The following is a 21,891-nucleotide window of genomic DNA, read 5'->3' as shown; positions in this document are numbered from 1 at the left end:
GCAAAAGTAAAATTTAAAAGATGCAAATCTTAACAAAAATTAGCAGAGTGACTAAATTTATTAACTAAATTTTAGTCAAATAGACTGCTGATAGAACGGTGCTCATGAACACGTTTAATTGATTCACCAACCATCTTTCCGACTGATAGTGTAACAATTTTATCTGTGCCTAAGTCATCCGATAGTTTGATTGTATTCGTCACAACACATTCTTTAATTGCTGAGTTTTCAATTCGTTCAATTGCTGGTCCGGATAATACCGGGTGTGTACAGCAAGCATATACTTCTTTTGCTCCATTTTCGATCATCGCATTCGCTGCTAACGTAATCGTACCCGCAGTATCGATAATATCATCGACCAAAATAGCCGTCTTTCCTTCAATATTACCAACGATGTTCATTACTTCGGCTACGTTTGGTTGAGGACGACGCTTATCAATAATCGCTATTGGAGCTTTTAATCGGTCAGCCATATGTCTAGCACGCGTTACACCACCATGGTCAGGTGAAACGATGACCACATCTTCTAACTCTTTGCTTAAGAAATAGTCAGATAATGTCGGAACTCCAACTAAGTGGTCAATTGGAATGTTAAAGAAACCTTGAATTTGAGCTGCATGTAAGTCTACTGTAACGACACGGTCAGCGCCTGCTGTTTCTAATAGATCTGCCACAAGCTTCGATGTAATCGGTTCTCTTGATCGAGCTTTACGGTCCTGTCTTGCATAACCATAGTAAGGCATTACAATATTGATCGTACGAGCTGAAGCTCTCTTTAATGCGTCTACCATAATGAGTAATTCCATTAAATGTTCGTTTACTGGATTACTTGTTGATTGAACGACGAAAACGTCACAACCACGAATACTTTCTTCAATATTAATTTGTACTTCACCGTCTTTAAAGCGTTTAACAGAACATTTCCCTAATTCAACGCCAACAGAATCTGCAATTTCTTGCGCTAATTCAGGGTTAGAGTTTAATGTGAACACTTTCAAATAAGGGTCTTTGTAATGATTAGCCATAGAACAGGAACCTCCACAATAATAATTGTTATATTTTCAGGCTATATTAAGCCAAAATTATGATCGTTTATTTAATCGCTCCACATATCCTTCTTTGTTTTCTTGGCGAGATCGAGCAATTGATAATGCTTTTTCGGGTACGTTTTTTGTAATAGTTGAACCTGCTGCAACATATGCACCCTTCTCTACTTTAACTGGGGCTACTAAATTAGAGTTACAGCCAATAAAAGCGCCGTCCTCAATAACTGTCTTATGCTTCGATCGACCATCGTAGTTCACTGTAATACTACCACAGCCAACATTAACGTCTGATCCAATTTCAGCATCTCCTAAGTACGAAAGGTGAGAAGCTTTACTACCTGTTTGCATACTTGTCTTCTTCACTTCTACAAAGTTACCAATTTTTACTTCATCTTCTAAATGACTTTCTGGTCTAATATGGGCAAATGGACCAATTTGTACATTGGATCCAACATAACTGTCTGTAACAACACTTTGTTTGATCGTTGACCCTTCACCGATTTCACAGTTTTCAACTTCCGTATTTGGACCAATAGTCGTATAGTTACCCACTCGAGTCTGGCCTTTAATGTGTGTACCAGGCTCGATTGTAACGTCTGTGCCAATTAAAACATCCGCTCCAATATATGTGTTGTCAGGATCTACAATGGAGACGCCATTACGCATATGCTGTTCATTAATGCGATCCTTTAGCAGTTTTTCTGCTTTAGAAAGGGCGACACGATCATTTACACCTACTGTTTCACTTACGTTTTTCGTTTGAAAAGCGGCTACTTTTTCTCCATGATTATTAGCAATTTCTAAAACATCCGGTAAATAATATTCACCTTGCGCATTGTTATTAGACACTTGTTTTAATGCATCAAACAACAACTTATTGTCAAAACAATACGTTCCTGTATTAATTTCTTGTACGGCCTTTTCTGTTTCGTTTGCATCTTTTTCTTCAACGATTTTTTCGACATGTCCTTGTTCATTGCGAATAATTCGACCATATCCAGTTGGTTCTTCAACTTCAGTTGTTAGAACAGTTACTTTAGCCTGTTCTTGCTCATGTTGATTCATTAACTGACTAATCGTTTCTGAAGTTAAAAGTGGTGTATCCCCACAGACAACAACTGTTGTTCCTTGCTTTCCTTCTAACTGACTACTTGCCATTTGGACAGCATGACCTGTCCCTAATTGTTCTCCTTGAATGGCATAAGCTGTTTGATCACCTAACTGCTCTTGTACAGACTCAGCTCCATGACCAACAATTGTTACTATTTCATCTAACTGAGATTTATGTAGTTGGTCGACAACATGTTGAACCATTGGCTTACCACATACAGGATGTAACACTTTATAGAGGCTTGATTTCATTCTTGAGCCTACTCCTGCAGCCAATACGACCGCGAAACGTTTTGACATCATTTTCCCTCCAACTAATCATGCGAAATTTATCGAAAAAAGGGTATCTTAATCCTTATAATCATCCATTATGAATATATCTTAAATAGATAGCACATGCAACTTAATCCTATTTAATATTGTTGTGGTATTTTTTACTTTCATAAGTAGGGCATTTAATAATTCTTCTATTTCGATTAATCGGGGTTTAATTCTATTGAAAAGAGGTAAAATATAAAAAAGAAGTCCAATCACGGGCGATTGAACTTCTCTAAAAATTTTAAGAAGCACCTGCTTCTTCATATTCAACTTCTTCACCGACACGGTGGTATTCTTCTAAAACGGCATCTTGAATCTTACCACGTGTACCCGAATTAATTGGATGAGCAATGTCTCTAAACTCTCCATCTGGAGTTCGTTTACTCGGCATCGCTACAAATAATCCATTGTTCCCATCAATGACACGAATGTCATGTACAACGAACTCATCATCCAATGTAATCGAAGCGATCGCTCGCATACGACCATCCGTATTCACGCGACGAAGCCTTACGTCAGTTACTTGCATTATGTCTCACCACCTTTTAGATAAATAACTACAAAACATGTCGTAAGTCTCACAAGCTCAACACTAAGCTTTTAAGACCCTCTCTATTACCTTTCAACAATGAATCCGAAAATCCTTCTAAAAAATTTATTTTTTTATAATTTTGTGACAAAATTTACTGTAAAAAAAGAGGGGGCTATTTCCCCCTACTAATTAACTATTAAAATAATTACCTGGTATAACTTTTATAGCACCTGATCTTTCATTTACTTCTTGAATTTTTAATAACGACACATAGTCTTCTACACGACGTTCTTCGTCTTCATCTTCAGCTTCTGCTAATACAGCAATTCCTTTAACCGTAGCATTAAACTCTTGCATTAAATTTTCCATACCTTTAATGGTGCCACCAGCTTTCATAAAGTCATCAATTAGTAGAACGTTTGACTCTTCTTGAATACTTCTTTTAGCTAAAGCCATCGTTTGAATTTTTCTTGAAGAACCAGAGACATAATTAATACTTACGGTTGAACCTTCTGTTACTTTAGGATCCCTTCTAATTATGACGACTGGTACATTTAGCACTTCAGCAACCGCATATGCTAATGGTATTCCTTTAGTCGCTACTGTAACAATATAATCAAGGTCTACATCTTTAAAGGCAGCACCGAACACTTTACCCGTTTCTCTAATGTAATTGTAATCACCTAATATATCACTCATGTATACATAACCGCCTGGTAAAATACGGTTTGGATCTTCTAATACATGAATTAATCGGTCAATAAATTGACGGCCTTGGTCATGGTTAAAATCAGGTATATAACGAACACCACCAGAAGCTCCTGCTGTTGTCTCAATTCTACCGATCCCTAAAGACTGGAACATTTCATCAATAATATCTATATCCTCGCTTACAGATGACTTTGCTGCCTGAAAAGAATCAACAAAATAAGGAAGCGAGATTAATTTCCTCGGATTTTCTTTAAAGTGATGTGTCATCGCCACAATTCTCTCACTACGTTTCATCTACTACACCTCAAAACACGAATATTAACCTATAATATATCATGTATTATTTGTAATTTCCAACTTATCGCAAAGAATGGACGACATAAACTTCCTCACAAAAACCTTTCAAGCTATTATAAATTCTTTCAGCCTTGGACTGTTGCTTAACTATTGCATATACAGTCGGCCCGCTCCCACTCATTAAAACGCCATCAGCATCCGCGTTATCCATTTGTTCTTTAATTGGACTAATTTCTTTATGCATGTTCATCGTTATAGGTTCAAGTACATTTACCATTTGATCACACACCGCTTGAAAGTCTTGGTCTTCTAATGCTTTAATAGCTAGTTCATTGTTAGGGTGGATCATATTATTTAAATCTACTTTTCCATAAACCTCTTTCGTTGATACACCAATTTTCGGTTTTGCTAATACGACGTAACAAGCCGGCAATGGAGGTAGTGGTGTCAACACTTCACCCCGTCCTTTTGCTAGCTGAGTACCACCTTGAATACAATAAGGCACATCAGAGCCGATTTGCTCAGCCATTTTTTCCATCTGTTCGTTTGAAAGGCCAGTCGAAAACAAACGGTTCAAACCTCTAATTGTTGCTGCAGCATCACTACTTCCCCCAGCTAAACCTGCAGCTACAGGTATGTTTTTATCAATATCAATTTTAACACCTGAACGAATTCCACATTGTTTCTTAAAAACTTTAGCAGCTTGATACGCTAAGTTTCGATGATCATTAGGGACGTATCGATTTTCAGAATCAACAATGATTACATCTTTAGTCAAAACTTCAAAAAATAATCGGTCTGACAAATCAATCGATGTCATAATCATTTCAACCTCATGGAATCCATCTTTTCGTTTATGTAATATATCTAAAGTTAAATTAATTTTTGCTGGCGCTTTTTCATAAACCATATTTTCACCTTCTGTTTTTATTATCACCGTGATTGTATCATAATCATCATGTGTTCGCTCAACTAAATTAATATATAGCAAATTACAAAAGTGTAAAAAAAGTAGGCCTTTTAAAAGACCTACTTTTTACTATGTCCAACGTTAGCGTTGGCCCTTTTCCATTTGTTCTTGTGCCATCTCAACTGCTCTTTTCACCATGTTACCTGCATCGCGAGACTTAATCCCGCCCCAACCTTCTCTTTGTACAGTGTCGTAAATACCTAACTCTTTTGCGATCTCCTCTTTAAAACGGTCAGACATAACGCCTTTACGTCTACTCAACGGACCACAACTCCTTTTGTCGTTTTTTACGACACACTTATTATATGTACTTTTGAGAAACTGAAACATGGAAAGTGTTGAGGATGTTAGCAAAAAGAAGTAATGCAGTAGAACTACGGATTATGCCATCTTGGTGATTTCGTCTGTGAAGGTAATTTTGACCGTTTCAGTCAACACATCCGCGTAACTATAAGATACGCGCTCAAATGAATGCTCGTCTTGGTCGAGTTCAACAATAAAAACAGATGGATACGTTTCCGCTAGAATTCCACAACGCTCAATTGTTTTGCGGCGCCCACCATTAGCTTCTAACGTTAAACGTTGACCAATTTTTACATCTAATGCTTGTTTAATTTCACCCAATGTCTTGCCCATTAGACTCCACCTCGCTGTCAATAATATACCATATTTAAGCCGTTAAGTCAAAAATTTTTCATTATAACAATTTAACAGTTACAATGTCAATAAAATATCCATTCCTTTTCTTAACATTACCTAATAAGACGTAATCATACATAAATATACAATTTTCAACAGTGTTGTTTTGACAAAAAATTAAAAACACCGCTTTTAGACGGTTGAACTATACCCCAGTTAGTGGACTTAAAATAAAAAGTCCCCTAGCTGGGGTTTATTATGTTAATTGTTGTCTTGTTGCTTGTTATAATAGGTAATAATAAATTAATCAAGTAAGGCTTAAACACTCCGCAGTGGAAATACACTTCGCTTTCCATGGGCACGGCCTCAACTTCCCAAAACTCACTGCCGTGTCGTTTTGGGTGATTTTCGGCTCGCGCTGTTCCCATTGGAGTCTCCGTGTATTTCCACTGCTGGGTAAAACTTTCTCTCTGGGGGATGTGTCGTAATGAGTAAAAGAATTTTTAATGCCAAACAGATGGAACAACTTGAACAAAATCCAAATGTAGATAAAGCATCTGACCGTTCAATCAGTTACAGATCTGACTTCAAAATACGAGCTGTTAAAGAAAACTTACAAGGTAAAGGCCCTCAACAAATATTCACAGAGAATGGGTTTGACCTTAAGGTCATTGGTTCTAAGAAGCCTGGAGAATGTTTGAAAAGATGGCGTGCAACCTATAACAAATACGGTGAAATAGGGTTTCAGACAGAAAGAAGGGGAAAAGGCTCAACAGGCCGCCCTGCTGAAAAAGAGTTAACATCTGAGCAAAAGCTAAAAAAAGCAGAAGCTAGAATTGCCTATTTAGAAGGCGAAGTTGATTTCTTAAAAAAGCTCGAAGAACTAGAAAGGCAGGCGATGAAAAAGAAGTACTAAAACCGCATGAAAAATATGAACTTATAGAACGAACAATTCGAACTAATCAATTACATGGTATGACGAGGCATCTGTGTCAATTAGCCGGCGTGAGTAAGAGTGGTTATTACAAGTGGTTAAATAATGAAGAGTATAGACTGAAATCCGCACAAAGTGATGCACAAGACCTTAATTTGATCCAACATATTTTTCTAATTAAAAATAAAAAAGTAGGAGCCAAAAGCATTAAGATGATACTAGAAAATGATTATGGTGTCATTATGAACTTAAAGAAGATCCGTCGGTTAATGAATCAAGGTGGATTAGAGACGAAGGTTAGACAAGCCAATCCCTATAAAAAGATGGCTCAAGCCACTCAAGAGCATAAAACATGTGAAAACCTTGTAAATCGTGAGTTTGATCAAGGTGAGCCAGGAAAAGTATTACTAACAGATATAACATATTTACACTATGGAAAAGGTCATGTCGCTTATCTATCAGCTATTAAGGATGGTGCAACGAATGAAATTTTGGCTCATTATGTTTCAACTTCGTTGAAGATGGATTTAGTTTATAACACACTAGAAACATTATTCGAAAATGGTCATGTAGTGTCCCCTGAGTGCTATTTCCACTCAGATCAAGGCTTTCACTATACGCACCCAGAATTTCAGGTACAAATTAAAGAATATGGTTTTATACAATCGATGTCCCGAAAGGGAAACTGTTGGGATAATGCGCCAATAGAGTCTTTCTTTGGGCATTTAAAAGATGAATTAGAGATTAAGAGGTGTCAAACAATCAAAGAATTGAAATCCTTAATAAATGAGTATATATTAGAATACAATTCTTCAAGATATCAGTGGACATTAAAAAAGATGACCCCTAACCAGTATCGGGATCACCTTTTAGCTGCGTAGTTTTTTTAATACTGTCCACTTTTCGGGGTACAGTTCAGGTGTTTAAATTTATTCATTCTTCTTTTGATTTCTCATTTGTTACTGGCAAGCCTTTCATGTATGGCAAACCAATTCTAAATAAGCCTCTAGTTTCAACGCCGCCAATCCCTTTTTCTCTTGTGATGGTTTTATTTATGACATCATGCAAGTTAACCTTTTCCATAAAAGATGTATAACCAATCTTAGCAATGACATAAACTGGGTCTAACGCATGAATGTTAATTCTCGTAGGGGAACTTGCGAAATTGGCTCCAGCTTTAATAAGCGATTCAAAGTGAGACTGGCATGCACCTGCAAATATAACTAATTGGTCAAGACTCGGCTCGATCTTCCTAGCTTCTCTAACCGACTCAACGAAGTACTTACTATTACGATAAGCCCTAATGTCATGCTCTTCACCTTTTTGCTTCGAGTATGAGTCATGACCTGTAATCACTAAAATGTCTGGTTGTACTTTCTCCATTAATTCTTTTATTTTCAATGGCATCTCTGATTCTTCAACGTGAATTCCATGCACTTGTAAGCCAAGTCTTTTATAAAGCATGACACATTTCTTCAAGAACAAAGCGTCTCCATCAATATGAAGAACTTTAGGACATAACTGAAATTGTGCTACATCCTCTTCTTTAACCGAAGTCGGTTGTGCATAATCACGGAATGAACGTAAATAATAATCCTGTCTAAACATTCGATAAGATGTTGCTTCTTTTTGGCGTACTTGTCGTTCAATTTTGTGTCTCTCATCATTTTGTACACGCTTTAAGTCATCTAATGGGGCATCTGCTTCTAAGCGAAAGTTTTCCCCATAGATGATTGCTTGGTTGTTATAAACTTTTTGCACCCGAAATAACAAGTCATGACCATAAGAGTGCCGTGTCACGATTTCTCCTCTATGCCAATTCATCTCGTTCTCCCTTTCACTAATTACCTTCTCTTATAACGTATTGTGAAAGCGAACAGATTGTGCATAAGCCCTTAATAAAAGTAAAACTCACCATATAAAGGTGAGTTAAGAACGCGTTATATATTGATTAAACACATTAGCAAGCTCTGCAAATTCTTCTAAGCTTAACGATTCTCCGCGACGTGTTGGATCTATACTTGCCTCTTTAAATATTCCTTCTAACGTTTCACTGTCTATTTCATCGCTATAAGCTCTTTTTAAGTTGTTTTTTAACGTTTTACGCCTTTGACCAAAGCTAGCTTGAACAAGCTCAAAATAAAGCTCCTCATGCTCAACATGAACTTTAGGTTGTGAACGAACATTTAACTGCAAAATAGCCGAATCGACATTTGGTTGAGGCATAAAACAAGTCTTCGGAACATTCATTACAACTTTTGATGTCGTATAATACTGTACAGCAATTGATAAAGAACCATAATCTTTATTATTTGGATCGGCAGACATTCTTGCTGCTACTTCTTTTTGCATCATGACAGTAATTGAGTCGACTGGTAAATGGCTCGTTAATAATTTCATCAAAATTGGTGTTGTAATATAGTAAGGTAAATTGGCTACAACTTTGACTTTCTCACCTTGATTAACATGTTCTTCAATAAAGTTTTGTAAATCCACATCTAAAATATCCTGTTGAAAAACCGTGACGTTGTCATAAGGCGATAACGTGTCTTCTAAAACATCAATTAAACGGCCATCAATTTCAAAAGCATAAACATGTTTAGCTTTCTTCGCAATTTGTTCTGTTAATGCCCCAATTCCTGGTCCAACCTCAATAACAATACATTCTTCATCGACGTCTGCTTTTGATACAATGTTTTCTAATATATTTACATCAATTAAGAAGTTTTGACCTAAACTTTTCTTAAAAGATAAGTTATGCCTTTCCATGATTGCTTTCGTTCTTGTAATTGTTGCAATCGGCTTCATTCACTCGTTCGCTCCTCTTCATAGATCTTTTTCATAGCTTGCTCTAGAGTTGATATTTCAATTTGAAACATATTTAATCGTTTTTCTAACTGCTTGGCGTTCGCGTACCCGATCTTTAATAAATGCCCTAATTTTTCACGCCTTTGTTTAGCTTTAGTTCCACCTATTAAGCCATAATGGACTAAATACGGCTTCCATATGATATTTTCATGTTTTGTCTCATTAACTTCATATACTGCTTCTAACGCTGTTTTAAGATCATCGACGTTAGCATGTTCTATACCTAAACCTTTCTTTCCTTTTGCTTGACCTCGAGGTAAAAAGGCATGTTTACACCCTGGGACGTGTTCATCGATAATTCTTCTTATTCTCTCTCCTGGATAATCTGGGTCCGTAAAGATGATTACACCGCGTTTTTCTTTCGCGTGCTTAATTTGTTCAATCGTTTCTTCATTAATCGCTGAACCATTCGTTTCAATTGTATCAGCATCGACAGCTAGCTTAACACGTACGGTGTCGTCTTTACCTTCAACGACAATCACTTCATTTATTCGCAAACGGACGCTTCCTTTCTCGTTCAAGTCTCTCATTCAGTTATGTAATCTTAAGGATTTAAACCAAAAAAAGATAATCCTAACTATACGTTATTATAGTATAGCAGGATTATCTATAAATCAAAAAAGATTGTTTTATTCAATTACGCGAACTTGAACTGTTCGGCGGCCCCAATTCATCGCTTCATTTCTTGAATCAACTAAAATATCAATCTTGTTTCCGACAATTGCACCACCTGTATCAAGTGCAATAGCTGTGAAAGTTTCACTTGGTGTTTTAACTTCGACAATCGAGTAAAGTGGAATGACACTAGGGTCAACTGCAATTACTCTCATACCATTATGGTGAATTGTATTATTGACGTTAACACCCGTAGCCGTTACACCACTACATCCTGAACAATTAGCTGTATACTTCGTTGATGTAAACTCTTGAAACTCACCAGAAGATGAAGATGCGAGTTGAACTTCTTCTTCCTTAGTTCCTTCCATCACAACACGATTGACACTTTCTTCTACAATCTCTTCATCGACAAGTTCTCGAGATACGACTTCACCGTTTTCTTTTACGACTTCATACTCTTGAACTTTTTTACCTTCTTCACCTAATTGAACAACTTCATTTTCACCTTGTAACATTGAGTCGTCTTCGCGTGTCTCTGTTGTATATGGAACACTTTCTTCAACAGTTTCATAGTCTATAGACACACGTACGATTTCAATATCACGTTGGTCTCTAACCATTTGCGACGGTTCAACGTTTAACTTATCATGCTCACTTAAATCAATATCTTCTTGATTAAGTAAACTTTGGACCGTCTGGTTTGTTACAACCTTTGTCTTTTCTTCGCCACCATCCACAATTTTAACTTCAAAAGCTGAGCTAATGGCAATATGCATCTGATCATGAACCGAATCATTTAGAGAGACTGACATTTGGTCATGCTCTGATAATTCGATATCTTTATTATTTAAAAAGTCTTCTACTGTATTTTCAGTTGTATAGTAATGTTCTGTACGTTGGTCCATTGTAACAATAACTTCTCTTGCCTGCTCATAAGTAATGTCCATACCATCTTCTAAATCAGCATTGACATCTACAGATAGATGATCATGTTCACCGACTTCAACATCAAGTTCATCTAGCAATTCATCTACTGTATCCGCTGTTGTCACAACTGTTTGTTCTTCATCGTCTAATACAACAGTTACTTCAGCCCTCATAGAGTCATAGACAAAGAAAGTAATTGAGGCTAAAACTAAAATTGTTGCGAACAAGGTTAGGGCTATTTGCTTAAAACCAAAACGACTAAAACCCTTTTTCGCCTGTTCTGTACCTGCCATAAAAATGCCTCCTCTGTACGCATCTGATTATAGGCACCATATAGTTATAAGTCAAATAATATTTGTTTAAGAGAATATTACATGTTTATTACAAGTAGTACTTTAGCCATAGAATAATAGACTAAAGTAGGTGCCTACATGCCATCTTAACCAAAACAGGCCTCTATTATACGTACGTTAAACATACATTTTTATGACTGCACCTATACTAGATTTTAAATAATTGTCTAGCATTTTGATTCGTATGTCTTGCTACTTCTTCTACTGATAAATCTTTTAACTCAGCTATTTTTTCAGCGACTAGTTTGACGTATGCAGGTTCATTACGCTTACCACGATTCGGATGCGGTGCTAAGAATGGACAATCTGTTTCAATTAATAACTTTTCAAGTGGGACTTCTTGTGCAACCAATTTAGGGTCTTTCGCATTCTTGAAAGTAACTGGTCCACCTAGTGAGATATGAAAGCCCATATCTAAACACGCTTTAGCATAGTCAACATTGTCGTTATAACAATGCATAATGCCCCCAACTTGTCCTGCTTGCTCTTCTTGTAAAATTTCAACAATATCTTCAGTTGCTTCTCGATTATGAATAATGATTGGCATGTTAATACGTTTAGCTAATGCGACTTGTTTGCGAAATACATCTTTTTGTACCTCTTTCGGTGATTTATCCCAGTGATAGTCTAGACCCATCTCACCAATCGCGACGACTTTTTCGTGGCGACTTAGTTCTTCAATCCAATTTAAATCTTCATCTGTCATATCGATAGCATCTACAGGGTGCCATCCTACCGCTGCATAGATGAAATCATATTTTTCAGCAATTTCGATAGCTATTGGAATCGTTTTGCGGTCAAATCCAACAACAACCATATGTGTAACACCTTCAGATTGTGCACGTTGGATCACTTCCTCGCGGTCTTCATTAAATTGATCAGCATTTAAATGTACATGTGTATCAAATAACATTATACCCACTCCTCTAGTTATACAAGACAAAAGGGAACGTAAAACTCCGCCCCCTTTTTGTTAGTATTATTTTATTGGTGTTCCATTCGGTAACGTTTGATCAACTGTAGCTAATGACAAGTTTCCATCATCATCTTCACCAGCTAAGATCATTCCTTCTGATAATTCGCCTCTTAATTTAGCTGGCTTTAAGTTTGTAACACAAATTACTTTACGCCCTACTAAATCTTCTTCTGTATAATGCTCAGCTATACCAGAGATCACTTGTCTCTTTTCTGAACCTAAATCAATTTGAATTTTTAATAACTTGTTTGTTTTCTTAACTTTCTCGACATGAACAACTTCAGCTACTTTGAAATCAACTTTGAAGAAGTCATCGGTCGTAATTTCATCTTTTTGTTCAGACTTTTCTTCTTCTGATTGCTTTGGTGTATTTTTAGTCATCATATCTTTAATCGCTTGAACTTCGTCTTCTGTTTCTAAGCGAGGGAAGATCGGTTTACCTTTTTTGACTACTTGTGCACCATTAACTAAGTCGTGTTGTGAAATGCTATCCCAAGCTTTTAGCGATTCTTCTTCAAGACCTAATTGACTGAAGACTTTCTCAGGTGTAGACGTTAAGAATGGCTGTAACATTACAGCTGTCTTGCGTAGTGACTCGACTAAGTGAGCCATCACATTACCTAAACGGCCTTTTTGTGACTCATCTTTAGCTAATACCCACGGTTCATTTTCATCAATATATTTATTTGTACGACTTATAAACTGCCATAACGTTGATAAAGCAACAGAGAACTCCATCTCATCCATCGCATTTTCTACTTCTTGCTTCGTTTGTTCAGCTAGTTCAATTAAGCTTTGATCATATTCAGTTTCATTTAGCGTAATGGATGGAATATTTCCATCAAAGTATTTATTAACCATCGCCACTGTACGGTTTAATAGGTTACCTAAATCGTTCGCTAAGTCATAATTAGAACGTTCCACAAACGCCTCTGGTGTAAAGACACCGTCAGAACCAAACGGCACTTCGCGTAATAAATAGTAACGTAATGAATCTAATCCGTAACGGTCAATTAAATCAACAGGGTCAACGACGTTCCCTTTAGATTTGGACATTTTACCATCTTTCATTAGTAGCCAACCGTGAGCGAATACTTTTTTCGGTAATGGTAAATCAAGCGCCATTAACATGATCGGCCAATAGATGGTGTGGAAACGAACAATTTCTTTACCAACTAAATGAACATCAGCTGGCCAATATTTTTGATAACGTTCGTCCTGATCTGTTCCGTAGCCTAATGCTGTTATATAGTTTGTTAAAGCATCGATCCAAATGTAAATAACGTGTTTTGGATCACCAGGTACTTTAATACCCCAGTCAACTGTCGTACGTGATACAGCCAAATCCTCTAAGCCTGGTTTAATGAAGTTATTTAACATTTCATTTTTGCGGCTTTCTGGCTGAATGAATTCTGGATTATCTTCATAAAACTGAACAAGGCGGTCAACGTACTTACTCATTTTGAAGAAATACGACTCTTCTTTAACTTTCTCTACTGGGCGACCACAGTCTGGACAGTTTCCTTCTTCTAACTGACGATCCGTAAAGAAAGATTCACACGGTGTACAATACCAACCTTCATACTCATCAAGGTAAATATCACCTTGTTGAACAAGTTGATCAAAAATCTTCTCAACGATATCTTTGTGGCGTTTTTCAGTAGTACGAATAAAGTCATCATGAGTAATTTCTAACTTATTCCAAAGCTTTTCAATACCACTTACAATATCATCAACATATTCTTTAGGTGTTACACCATTTTCTTCAGCTTTTTGTTGAATTTTTTGACCATGTTCATCAGTACCGGTTAAATACATCACATCATAACCTCTTAACCGCTTATAACGCGCCATGGCATCACCAGCAACTGTCGTGTAAGCATGGCCAATATGTAAATTGCCGCTCGGATAATAAATAGGTGTTGTAATATAAAACGTATTACGTTCTTCTGGCATGGTTTGACCTCCTATATTTAAATACTGTTTCTTCATTATATAACTAAGTTTATATACAACTAGGTACTATATATTGTAACGATTAAATTAAACAATTTCCATTGTTATTCGTAGTTTATCTCACATAACTTTGACAACTTATGTAAATCATCTATGTTGTTTCAAAATGAAACAATTTACAATTATTTATATTTTAATTAATTGACTATACATACAAAGAGTGGTAAATTTAGTTGCGAAAGATAGCGAAATTATGATCGAGAGGGGAGAAAAATAATGAAATCAACTGGTATCGTAAGAAAAGTAGACGAATTAGGAAGAGTAGTAATTCCTATTGAGTTGCGTCGCACACTAGATATAAACGTAAAAGACGCACTAGAGATCTACGTAGATGACGATCAAATCGTCCTAAAGAAATACCAGCCAAACATGGCTTGCCAAATCACTGGCGAAATCTCTAACGACAACATCTCTGTTGGAGACAATATCGTCCTTAGCAAAGAAGGCGCACAACAACTAATGGACGAGATCCAAAAGAAAATGAGCTAATTGTAACGGGGCTATTAAAGGCCCCGTTTTTTTATGTTACTGATGAAACTCGTTATACACGTCACGACTTGAAAGTCCTCGGTCTTGCGAAACTCGTTTAACAGCTGCTTTTGTCTTTAATTGCTCGTTTTCCATATAGTATTCTACATGTTCGACTAATGATAAATCATCCCACCAAATATCACTTTCCATATCTTTTTCATCAATTGGCTCAACAATGATGCAAAATTCACCACGTATTGTAGAATCGTCCGATATAGACCAATCATAAACGTCATTTATAGAACCACTAATATACTCTTCGAACTTCTTCGTTAACTCCCTAGCAAGTGTAACCTTTCGATCACTACTGTATACTTCTTTCATAACTTCTAATGTCTTAGTCACTCGATAGGGCGATTCGTAAAATATAAGCGTATGTTGTTGTTGATCAAGTGATTCTAATATATTAACGATCTCTTTCTTTTTCTTAGGTAAGAAACCTGCAAATGTAAAGGAATTAGTCGGTAATCCTGAGCCGACTAAAGCACATAACGCTGCATTTGCTCCGGGTAATACGACAACATCAATTCCTTCTTCTCGAGCTCGGCTAACTAAAGTATATCCTGGATCTGAAATTAAAGGCATGCCTGCATCACTTACTAACGCAAGGGACTCACCGTTATGAATACGTTGTAAAATGTCTTCAGTACGTTTGTCATGGCTGTGCTCATGGAAACTAATTAATGAATTGTTTAAGTCAAAAAAGTTAAGTAACTTTTGCGTTTGCCTCGTATCTTCACACGCAATTAGATCAGCATTCTCTAATACTTTTAGCGCTCTAAATGTGAGGTCTTCTAAATTTCCAATGGGTGTTGGAACAACGTATAGTTTAGCCCCTTCTTCTCCAAAACTCTTTTGAACGTTAACCATGAGCGGAACTCCCTTCTTCACCGTACAAAATTTTCGTCATCTCTTTAGTATAATCCCCATTTTCCTCATGGATATATAATGGCGGTTCTACTTTTAAATCAGGTTGTCCATCTTTTGCGAATTCAACTAATAAAATATTAGCTTCTTTATGTCTTTTTGGGTAAACAAACTTCAAACGTTTTACTTCTAACTTATAACTTTTAGCAATTGTTATAATTTCGGAAAGTCTATTAGGACGATGAACCATTGATACTTTGCCACCTGATTTCACTGAACGGCTACATGCTTTTAATACATCATTTAAATCACAATAGACTTCATGGCGAGCAATCGTTAAGTGTTCGTTTTGATTACGTTTATTGGGTTCTTCTGTTTTAAAGTACGGTGGATTACATGTGACAACATCAAACGTTTGATTAAAACGTCTCGTTTCTTCTCGCAAATCACCATGAATCATATCAATTTGATCTGTTAGTTTGTTAAGTTGAACATTTCGTACAGCCATATCATAAAGGCGTTCTTGTATTTCAACCCCGACCATTTCTGCTTGCGAACGTTTAGTTAAAAAAAGTGGTATAACACCATTACCAGTACATAAGTCTAAAACACGACCCCGTTTAATCGGCAAATATGTAAAATGAGCTAATAGCACAGCATCCACCGAGAAAGCGAACACCGTTGGGCTTTGAATAATTTGCCTTCTTTGGTCATTTAATAAATAGTCTATTCTTTCATCACTTTTTAACTCTACCATATAGCTCATCCCTCTTATGTGTCTTAACGTTGTTCTATTTTAAGTGTGGTGGTGTAAAAATTTACACCATCCACTTATTATCCTTTTAACAAATAAATTTTATCATCGCTACATCAAAATGCTTCGCTTCTACCCACAGGGCACAAGTGCAACATCTGCTCAAACTCCCTAAGGTCGTTTGTCGCAGTGAAGTTCCCCCTACATAAAACAACCTTTACTACATTATTTGCAGTAAAGGATGTTACAAATGTATATTTAATTAAAAAACTTTAAACAAAACATACAATCTTCTTCTTCACGAGGTGTTCCGAAATAAACGTGACATATGTGGAAGCCTTCCTCGTAAATTCTAGCTAAATTATCATAACCTTCACCGACGCTTTTTGAAGGAGTTTGATGATCGTTTGACGAGTCCTCTTGTGTTAAATCATCTAAACGTTGACGTAAATGATGATTTTCATGCGCCAGTTGATGGTTTTCTTCCATTAACTGTACGAGGTCGTTTTTTAATAATGAAAAGTCTTTCTGTAAGTCTTCAAACTGTTTTTCTAAATGAGAAAAACGGTCTAAAACTTCTTTTTTGTTCACAACATCCACCTCATTACTCTGCTGCTGGAACGGAAATTGCTCCTTCATCAATTAACTCATCAAGTGTATATTCGACAACACGTTCCATCTCTGATAATTCAACTTGTACTAATCTTTCTAGCATGTTTAAACCGACAACTTTACCTGAACCATGTGATGTTGTTAGTCTTTCACCGATATCTGGAAGCTCTTGTTTAGCATCTTCATACATATCATTTTCATACTTTAAACAACACATTAAACGACCACATAGGCCTGAGATTTTAGCAGGATTCAATGATAAGTTTTGGTCCTTTGCCATTTTAATTGATACAGGTTCAAAATCACCTAAAAACGTAGAACAACACAGCATTCTTCCACAAGGTCCGATTCCGCCTAACATTTTAGCCTCATCACGAACTCCGATTTGTCTAAGTTCGATTCGTGTTTTAAACACGGCAGCTAAATCTTTAACTAAATGACGGAAATCAACACGGCCATCTGCTGTAAAGTAAAAGATTATTTTGTTACGGTCGAATGTATACTCGGCATCAACTAAATTCATATCAAGTTGATGTTCTTTAATCTTATCTGAACAAGTACGGACTGCTTCTTCGGTCATCTCGTTGTTCTCACTTACCGTTAGCTTGTCCTTATCATCTGCAATTCGAATAACTTTCTTAAGTGGAAGAACGACATCTTCTTCATCAACTTGTTTATTCGAGATTACGACTTTACCAAATTCGACTCCGCGTACTGTTTCAACAATGACATAATCATCCGTTGTTAAGTCAGCATCACCTGGGTCGAAATAATATATTTTACCCGCTTGTTTGAAGCGAACTCCAATTACTTCTAACAATCTATATCACCTCTGCAATTGAAGGACTAAATGTTCCATTGCAAGTGTATTGTGAACGTTATATGCTAACTTACGCTTTGTCTGTAAGAGTTCATAAACACATGTTTTTGCATCACTTAACGAAATTGTGTACTGATATTGTTGTAGTCTGTCTAGTTGATCTGTTAGCACGACCATATCTTCTCTATTTAAATGAGACGATATAAGGTCTTGGTACCATAACAACAGCAAATCTATACCTAACTCCTGTTGGTGGCGCTCTTGAAAATGATTTAACCACACTTGATGGAGAAACAAGTAACCTTCTTCTTTAGGATTCATTACTTTATCTATTAATTGTATCACTATTCTTCTTGCTTCGGCAAACCAACTATCTTGACTAAGCTCTTTCGCTTCATCTAAACCTATATTTAAAGCAGCACAAATTTTGGCTGTCGACTCTGGAATCCCTTCACCAATAAATTGTTCGTACATATCTTCGCTTTTCAAAGGGTGAAATTGAATTCTTTGGCAACGAGACAAAATCGTATTTAAAACAGAACCAGTATTTTCTGTTAATAAGATGGCAACGGTTTGTCTACTCGGTTCTTCTAGAAATTTTAACAAACGGTTTGCTGCATTTGTCGTCATTTTCTCTGCTTGATGTAAAACATATACTTTTTGATTCGATTCTAATCCTGTATATGTAAACTCTTTCTGTAAATACTCAATTTGGTCTTTTTTGATCGACTGCCCATCTGGTTCGATAAAGTGCACATCAGGATGGTTGCCTGTTTGAATTCTTTTGCACGAGCTACACTCATAACAAGGTTCGCTATACGACTTGTCAGCTTGCTCACAAAAGTAACGCATCGCAAACAAAAGACTGGCCTTTTGTTTGCCAGTCCCTTTAGGTCCGTGGAATAAATACGCATGAGCTATTCTATCTTTCACAATACTGTTTTGTAACATACGTGTTGCTACAGGTTGTACTTCACGCATCGTTGACCAAGTTGTTGTCATTTCATTCATCCTGTTCCTTTAAGCATATAAGTTAAGTAACATACCTTTAATTTCTCCAATGACATCTAAAACGTCAATTGAACTTTTCTCTTGATCTAATACGTCATCTGTTAAATCAATTAACTTATCATCAATTTGCTTAACTAAAGAAAGGGTCTGGCTGCCGCCTTCTAAATCCCATTTACGGGACTGCTCGAGATCTAACCCATAGTTAACCGCTTCTTGAATAAACTGTCTGACCATCTTTTTATACTTTCCTAAATCCTGAAACGAGCGGAACTTCGCTACCTTTTCACCTTGCTTAGTTAAATCAGCCAAAAGACGGTTTAGTTCTGTTTCCTTTAGCTTTTGTGTTTCCTGTCCTACAACGCTTTGAAAAGATGATTTAGCATTACTCTGTTTCAGATTACTTTGTTTAGATGTTTCCATTTGCGTACGTACTTCTTGGCTTACCTTCACTACTTGTCACTCCTACTAAAATTGGTGAAATGCATCGACTGGAAGAACAAAAACAGTCGCTCCACCAACCTCTACTTTAACAGGCTTGGGAATGTATGAGTCTGCATTACCACCCATTGGTGAAATTGGTGCTACCATTTGCTCGCGGTAACTACAATTATCTTTAATGATTTCTAAAGCTTGATCAACATCACCGTCGTCACAACCGATCATTAATGTCGTGTTACCTTCCTTTAAGAAACCACCACTTGATGATAATTTAGTCGACTTAAAATTCTCTTCAGACAACGCATCTGAAAGACGATTTGAATCTTTATCTTGAACAATCGCAAGGATTAATTTCATCCTTTTCCTCCTCATAATTTGTACTTACTAATATTATAACAAGTTTTCTGATTATTTAGCACATGATATGATTATTTTTCACAAAACGTGTGCATACCAAACATTACTTGCTTGATAAGAAAGAACGTATAACAGTTTCACATTCAGCCTGAACATTATCTAAAGGCTCGTGAGCATCTATACTTTTAATTCGATCAGAGAAACGCTCTTTTAATTGACGGTAAGCTTCTTCTACTTTTTTATGAAAATCTAGCTTTTCTAAATCAAGTCGGTTTTTCTCTCTTTGTTCGTTGTCACTGATTCGCTCTAAACCAACTTTAGGATCAAGTTCAAATAAAATAGTCAAGTCAGGCATACAGTCCTCAATCGCAAACTCGTTTACTTGATAGACTTCTTCCATCCCTAATCCTCTTGCATAACCTTGATACGCTAAACTACTATCGACAAACCGGTCGCACAAAACAACTTGTCCACGCTGTAATGCGGGCATTACTCGTTCTACTAAATGTTGCCTACGGGCAGCAGCATAAAGTAAAGCTTCTGTACGACTGTCCATAGCAGTATGCCCTTTATTTAAAATGACTTCACGAATTTTTTCAGCAATTTCAATGCCTCCAGGTTCACGTGTTGTTACAACTTCATAACCTTCAGCTCTTAACTGAGTCGAAATATATTGAATAACTGTAGACTTCCCCGCACCTTCTACACCTTCAAACGTTATAAATAATCCGCTCACGAAGATAACTCCCTTTATACTAAATTTGATAAACTTTTATTTTATTAACATGACCATTATTGTTCCTTTGGATATGTTGCTTATGTTTTTCAGCTTTTTCAATTGTGTTTAAAGATTGTTGAGAAATATACTCACCATTTAATATAACTGGTATTCCAGGTGGATAAGGTGTAATCGACTCCGCAGCGATTCGTCCGATCGCCTCACGAACATCCACCCACTCTGTTTTTAACAACTTTAACTCACGATATGAATATGGAAAATGCTGAATTGTACTTACATTAAAATGACTGTCTACCATTTTATCATGATAAGCGTTGTCTTCCACTGTTTTTATACAATTAATTATTGCCGCACTCTGCTTTTGTCTTAAATTTATATCTGATTTGATTCCATGGATCAGTAATAATTGATTTTGGTCAACTAATTCTGCATCAATACCGTAATCGTGTAAATGCTTGTACACTACATTCAAGTCGATCGTATTTGAAGTTAGAACCGTTTTTAATGGGTCATCTATTTGTTCACGAACAGGTAGAACATTACAGTTAGGCAACGTGCTTAATTGGTTATTGAACTCCGTAATTTCTTCAACTAACTGAACTTGATTTTCTTTACTAAAGTTAGCTATGTACTGCCTAGCTAAATCTAAGCTCGCCATAATTAAATAAGATGGACTGCTCGATTGGACAACTTCTAAATAATACTCTAACTTACTGCGCTCGATTCGGTTAGAATTCACATGTAGAAAAGAACCCATCGTTAATGCAGGTAAGGTTTTATGAGCTGATTGAACGACGAGGTCAGCACCACATTGTATGGCTGATTTAGGAAAAGGTGCATCGAATGAAAAATGAGCACCGTGTGCTTCGTCGACTAACACTGGGACATTATAAGAATGTGCTACTTCTACAACCGACGATAAATCAAAAGTTGTTCCGAAATAATCTGGATAAGTAAGAATAACTGCCTTTATATTTTGGTCACTCGTTAAAGCTTGCTTAACAACATCAGAAGAAATATGACAGTATCGACGTGCAGTTGGGTCATATTCAGGTGAGATGAAAACAGGCTTTGCTCCAACTAACTCTAAAGCATGCATCACTGATTTATGGCAATTTCGTTGCACTAACACGTGTTCATCTGCATTTAAACTAGCTAAAATCATTGCCAAATTACCAGAAGTTGTCCCATTTACTAAAAAGTAAGTCTGTTTTGTACCAAAGTATTGAGCAGCTAAGTTTTGGGCTTCTAATATAGGTCCTTCTGGTTCATGAAGATCATCAAGGCCTGGCAATTCCGTTAAGTCATAGCGAAACAGTTCTTGCATGTGCCTGAATAGATTATGTACGACGTCCCCACTTTTATGTCCCGGGACATGAAATGAATGACGCTTTTGATTTACATGCTGTTGAATGGCCTCAAACAAAGGCGCTCGTTGTTGATTCAT

The 21,891-nt window shown here is 36.6% G+C and carries 24 protein-coding genes; 2 read left to right on the top strand and 22 right to left on the bottom strand.

The annotated features are described in order from the left end of the window. Nucleotides 1-71: 71 nt before the first annotated feature. From AHA02nite_RS02520 to veg, 7 genes are all read right to left on the bottom strand, one after another. Complete coding sequence (locus tag AHA02nite_RS02520; protein WP_146814028.1) at nt 72-1,025, bottom strand: ribose-phosphate diphosphokinase; 954 nt, start codon at nt 1,023-1,025, stop codon at nt 72-74. A 57-nt stretch (nt 1,026-1,082) separates the two neighbouring features. Beyond that, nucleotides 1,083-2,456 carry a bifunctional UDP-N-acetylglucosamine diphosphorylase/glucosamine-1-phosphate N-acetyltransferase GlmU gene (gene glmU / locus AHA02nite_RS02515; RefSeq protein WP_146814026.1) on the bottom strand — a complete coding sequence of 458 codons (1,374 nt, stop codon included), beginning with the start codon at nt 2,454-2,456 and terminating at the stop codon, nt 1,083-1,085. A 259-nt stretch (nt 2,457-2,715) separates the two neighbouring features. Then, a complete protein-coding gene (gene spoVG / locus AHA02nite_RS02510) occupies nt 2,716-3,003 on the bottom strand; it encodes a septation regulator SpoVG (protein ID WP_017186526.1) in 288 nt (95 codons plus the stop codon). A 192-nt stretch (nt 3,004-3,195) separates the two neighbouring features. Continuing rightward, nucleotides 3,196-4,011: a pur operon repressor gene (gene purR, locus AHA02nite_RS02505; RefSeq protein ID WP_146814025.1), complete on the bottom strand. Its 816-nt coding sequence runs from the start codon at nt 4,009-4,011 to the stop codon at nt 3,196-3,198. A 64-nt stretch (nt 4,012-4,075) separates the two neighbouring features. Next, on the bottom strand, nt 4,076-4,924 hold the full coding sequence (ispE, locus tag AHA02nite_RS02500) for a 4-(cytidine 5'-diphospho)-2-C-methyl-D-erythritol kinase (protein WP_146814128.1): 849 nt from the start codon (nt 4,922-4,924) through the stop codon (nt 4,076-4,078). Between the two features lie 141 nt (nt 4,925-5,065). Continuing rightward, complete coding sequence (locus AHA02nite_RS02495) at nt 5,066-5,245, bottom strand: small, acid-soluble spore protein, alpha/beta type (protein ID WP_017186529.1); 180 nt, start codon at nt 5,243-5,245, stop codon at nt 5,066-5,068. A gap of 120 nt (nt 5,246-5,365) precedes the next feature. After that, entirely contained in the window at nt 5,366-5,620 is a 255-nt protein-coding gene (veg, locus tag AHA02nite_RS02490) for a biofilm formation stimulator Veg (protein ID WP_146814022.1), read from the bottom strand. 490 nt (nt 5,621-6,110) lie between these two features. Between veg and AHA02nite_RS02485 the strand changes: the two genes are divergently transcribed. After that, nucleotides 6,111-7,438, top strand: a protein-coding gene (locus AHA02nite_RS02485; protein WP_146814021.1) for an IS3 family transposase whose coding sequence is annotated in 2 segments (ribosomal slippage) — nt 6,111-6,483 and nt 6,483-7,438 — 1,329 coding nt in all. Because the reading frame shifts where the segments join, the coding sequence is not laid out codon by codon here. Nucleotides 7,439-7,490: 52 nt separating this feature from the next. Here AHA02nite_RS02485 and yabG read toward each other — a convergent pair. The 6 genes from yabG to metG form a co-directional block, all read right to left on the bottom strand. Continuing rightward, entirely contained in the window at nt 7,491-8,381 is an 891-nt protein-coding gene (gene yabG / locus AHA02nite_RS02480; RefSeq protein WP_146814019.1) for a sporulation peptidase YabG, read from the bottom strand. Between the two features lie 105 nt (nt 8,382-8,486). Next, entirely contained in the window at nt 8,487-9,365 is an 879-nt protein-coding gene (gene rsmA, locus AHA02nite_RS02475; RefSeq protein ID WP_146814017.1) for a 16S rRNA (adenine(1518)-N(6)/adenine(1519)-N(6))-dimethyltransferase RsmA, read from the bottom strand. Continuing rightward, entirely contained in the window at nt 9,362-9,922 is a 561-nt protein-coding gene (gene rnmV, locus AHA02nite_RS02470) for a ribonuclease M5 (RefSeq protein ID WP_146814016.1), read from the bottom strand. Before rnmV ends, rsmA begins: the two co-directional genes overlap by 4 nt. 132 nt (nt 9,923-10,054) lie before the next feature. Continuing rightward, a complete protein-coding gene (locus tag AHA02nite_RS02465) occupies nt 10,055-11,263 on the bottom strand; it encodes a G5 and 3D domain-containing protein (protein WP_146814014.1) in 1,209 nt (402 codons plus the stop codon). Between the two features lie 208 nt (nt 11,264-11,471). Then, nucleotides 11,472-12,236, bottom strand: coding sequence for a TatD family hydrolase (locus AHA02nite_RS02460; RefSeq protein ID WP_146814012.1), 765 nt, complete (start codon nt 12,234-12,236; stop codon nt 11,472-11,474). A gap of 66 nt (nt 12,237-12,302) precedes the next feature. Next, complete coding sequence (metG, locus tag AHA02nite_RS02455; protein ID WP_146814010.1) at nt 12,303-14,255, bottom strand: methionine--tRNA ligase; 1,953 nt, start codon at nt 14,253-14,255, stop codon at nt 12,303-12,305. Between the two features lie 276 nt (nt 14,256-14,531). Between metG and AHA02nite_RS02450 the strand changes: the two genes are divergently transcribed. Further along, complete coding sequence (locus AHA02nite_RS02450) at nt 14,532-14,804, top strand: AbrB/MazE/SpoVT family DNA-binding domain-containing protein (protein ID WP_146814008.1); 273 nt, start codon at nt 14,532-14,534, stop codon at nt 14,802-14,804. Between the two features lie 36 nt (nt 14,805-14,840). Here AHA02nite_RS02450 and rsmI read toward each other — a convergent pair whose 3' ends face one another. The 9 genes from rsmI to AHA02nite_RS02405 all read right to left on the bottom strand — a co-directional run bounded on the left by rsmI (nt 14,841) and on the right by AHA02nite_RS02405 (nt 21,891). After that, nucleotides 14,841-15,716, bottom strand: coding sequence for a 16S rRNA (cytidine(1402)-2'-O)-methyltransferase (gene rsmI, locus AHA02nite_RS02445; RefSeq protein ID WP_146814006.1), 876 nt, complete (start codon nt 15,714-15,716; stop codon nt 14,841-14,843). Further along, complete coding sequence (locus AHA02nite_RS02440; RefSeq protein WP_146814003.1) at nt 15,709-16,470, bottom strand: tRNA1(Val) (adenine(37)-N6)-methyltransferase; 762 nt, start codon at nt 16,468-16,470, stop codon at nt 15,709-15,711. The genes rsmI and AHA02nite_RS02440 overlap by 8 nt, the downstream gene beginning before the upstream one ends. 255 nt (nt 16,471-16,725) lie before the next feature. Beyond that, nucleotides 16,726-17,058 (bottom strand): DNA replication initiation control protein YabA, encoded by a 333-nt coding sequence (gene yabA / locus AHA02nite_RS02435; RefSeq protein ID WP_146814126.1) that lies wholly within the window; start codon nt 17,056-17,058, stop codon nt 16,726-16,728. A 13-nt stretch (nt 17,059-17,071) separates the two neighbouring features. Beyond that, a complete protein-coding gene (locus AHA02nite_RS02430) occupies nt 17,072-17,899 on the bottom strand; it encodes a PSP1 domain-containing protein (protein WP_146814001.1) in 828 nt (275 codons plus the stop codon). A 6-nt stretch (nt 17,900-17,905) separates the two neighbouring features. Beyond that, nucleotides 17,906-18,901, bottom strand: coding sequence for a DNA polymerase III subunit delta' (holB, locus tag AHA02nite_RS02425; protein WP_146813999.1), 996 nt, complete (start codon nt 18,899-18,901; stop codon nt 17,906-17,908). A gap of 18 nt (nt 18,902-18,919) precedes the next feature. Beyond that, complete coding sequence (locus AHA02nite_RS02420; RefSeq protein ID WP_146813997.1) at nt 18,920-19,360, bottom strand: YaaR family protein; 441 nt, start codon at nt 19,358-19,360, stop codon at nt 18,920-18,922. A gap of 15 nt (nt 19,361-19,375) precedes the next feature. Beyond that, nucleotides 19,376-19,705: a cyclic-di-AMP receptor gene (locus AHA02nite_RS02415; protein WP_146813994.1), complete on the bottom strand. Its 330-nt coding sequence runs from the start codon at nt 19,703-19,705 to the stop codon at nt 19,376-19,378. A 103-nt stretch (nt 19,706-19,808) separates the two neighbouring features. Continuing rightward, nucleotides 19,809-20,441: a dTMP kinase gene (tmk, locus tag AHA02nite_RS02410; protein WP_146813992.1), complete on the bottom strand. Its 633-nt coding sequence runs from the start codon at nt 20,439-20,441 to the stop codon at nt 19,809-19,811. 19 nt (nt 20,442-20,460) lie between these two features. Then, complete coding sequence (locus AHA02nite_RS02405; protein ID WP_146813991.1) at nt 20,461-21,891, bottom strand: aminotransferase class I/II-fold pyridoxal phosphate-dependent enzyme; 1,431 nt, start codon at nt 21,889-21,891, stop codon at nt 20,461-20,463.

This window comes from Alkalibacillus haloalkaliphilus (genome assembly GCF_007991275.1).
GTDB classification, from domain to species: Bacteria; Bacillota; Bacilli; order Bacillales; family Alkalibacillaceae; genus Alkalibacillus; species Alkalibacillus haloalkaliphilus.
This window is presented reverse-complemented; position numbering and strand designations above follow the sequence as displayed.

What these genes read in the sequence shown, in the direction of transcription:
- AHA02nite_RS02520 (WP_146814028.1), bottom strand. Translation starts at nt 1,025, where the DNA reads ATGGCTAATCATTACAAAGACCCTTATTTGAAAGTGTTCACATTAAAC.
- glmU (WP_146814026.1), bottom strand. Translation starts at nt 2,456, where the DNA reads ATGTCAAAACGTTTCGCGGTCGTATTGGCTGCAGGAGTAGGCTCAAGA.
- spoVG (WP_017186526.1), bottom strand. Translation starts at nt 3,003, where the DNA reads ATGCAAGTAACTGACGTAAGGCTTCGTCGCGTGAATACGGATGGTCGT.
- purR (WP_146814025.1), bottom strand. Translation starts at nt 4,011, where the DNA reads ATGAAACGTAGTGAGAGAATTGTGGCGATGACACATCACTTTAAAGAA.
- ispE (WP_146814128.1), bottom strand. Translation starts at nt 4,924, where the DNA reads ATGGTTTATGAAAAAGCGCCAGCAAAAATTAATTTAACTTTAGATATA.
- veg (WP_146814022.1), bottom strand. Translation starts at nt 5,620, where the DNA reads ATGGGCAAGACATTGGGTGAAATTAAACAAGCATTAGATGTAAAAATT.
- yabG (WP_146814019.1), bottom strand. Translation starts at nt 8,381, where the DNA reads ATGAATTGGCATAGAGGAGAAATCGTGACACGGCACTCTTATGGTCAT.
- rsmA (WP_146814017.1), bottom strand. Translation starts at nt 9,365, where the DNA reads ATGAAGCCGATTGCAACAATTACAAGAACGAAAGCAATCATGGAAAGG.
- AHA02nite_RS02465 (WP_146814014.1), bottom strand. Translation starts at nt 11,263, where the DNA reads ATGGCAGGTACAGAACAGGCGAAAAAGGGTTTTAGTCGTTTTGGTTTT.
- AHA02nite_RS02460 (WP_146814012.1), bottom strand. Translation starts at nt 12,236, where the DNA reads ATGTTATTTGATACACATGTACATTTAAATGCTGATCAATTTAATGAA.
- metG (WP_146814010.1), bottom strand. Translation starts at nt 14,255, where the DNA reads ATGCCAGAAGAACGTAATACGTTTTATATTACAACACCTATTTATTAT.
- AHA02nite_RS02450 (WP_146814008.1), top strand. Translation starts at nt 14,532, where the DNA reads ATGAAATCAACTGGTATCGTAAGAAAAGTAGACGAATTAGGAAGAGTA.
- rsmI (WP_146814006.1), bottom strand. Translation starts at nt 15,716, where the DNA reads ATGGTTAACGTTCAAAAGAGTTTTGGAGAAGAAGGGGCTAAACTATAC.
- AHA02nite_RS02440 (WP_146814003.1), bottom strand. Translation starts at nt 16,470, where the DNA reads ATGGTAGAGTTAAAAAGTGATGAAAGAATAGACTATTTATTAAATGAC.
- holB (WP_146813999.1), bottom strand. Translation starts at nt 18,901, where the DNA reads ATGACAACAACTTGGTCAACGATGCGTGAAGTACAACCTGTAGCAACA.
- AHA02nite_RS02415 (WP_146813994.1), bottom strand. Translation starts at nt 19,705, where the DNA reads ATGAAATTAATCCTTGCGATTGTTCAAGATAAAGATTCAAATCGTCTT.
- AHA02nite_RS02405 (WP_146813991.1), bottom strand. Translation starts at nt 21,891, where the DNA reads ATGAATCAACAACGAGCGCCTTTGTTTGAGGCCATTCAACAGCATGTA.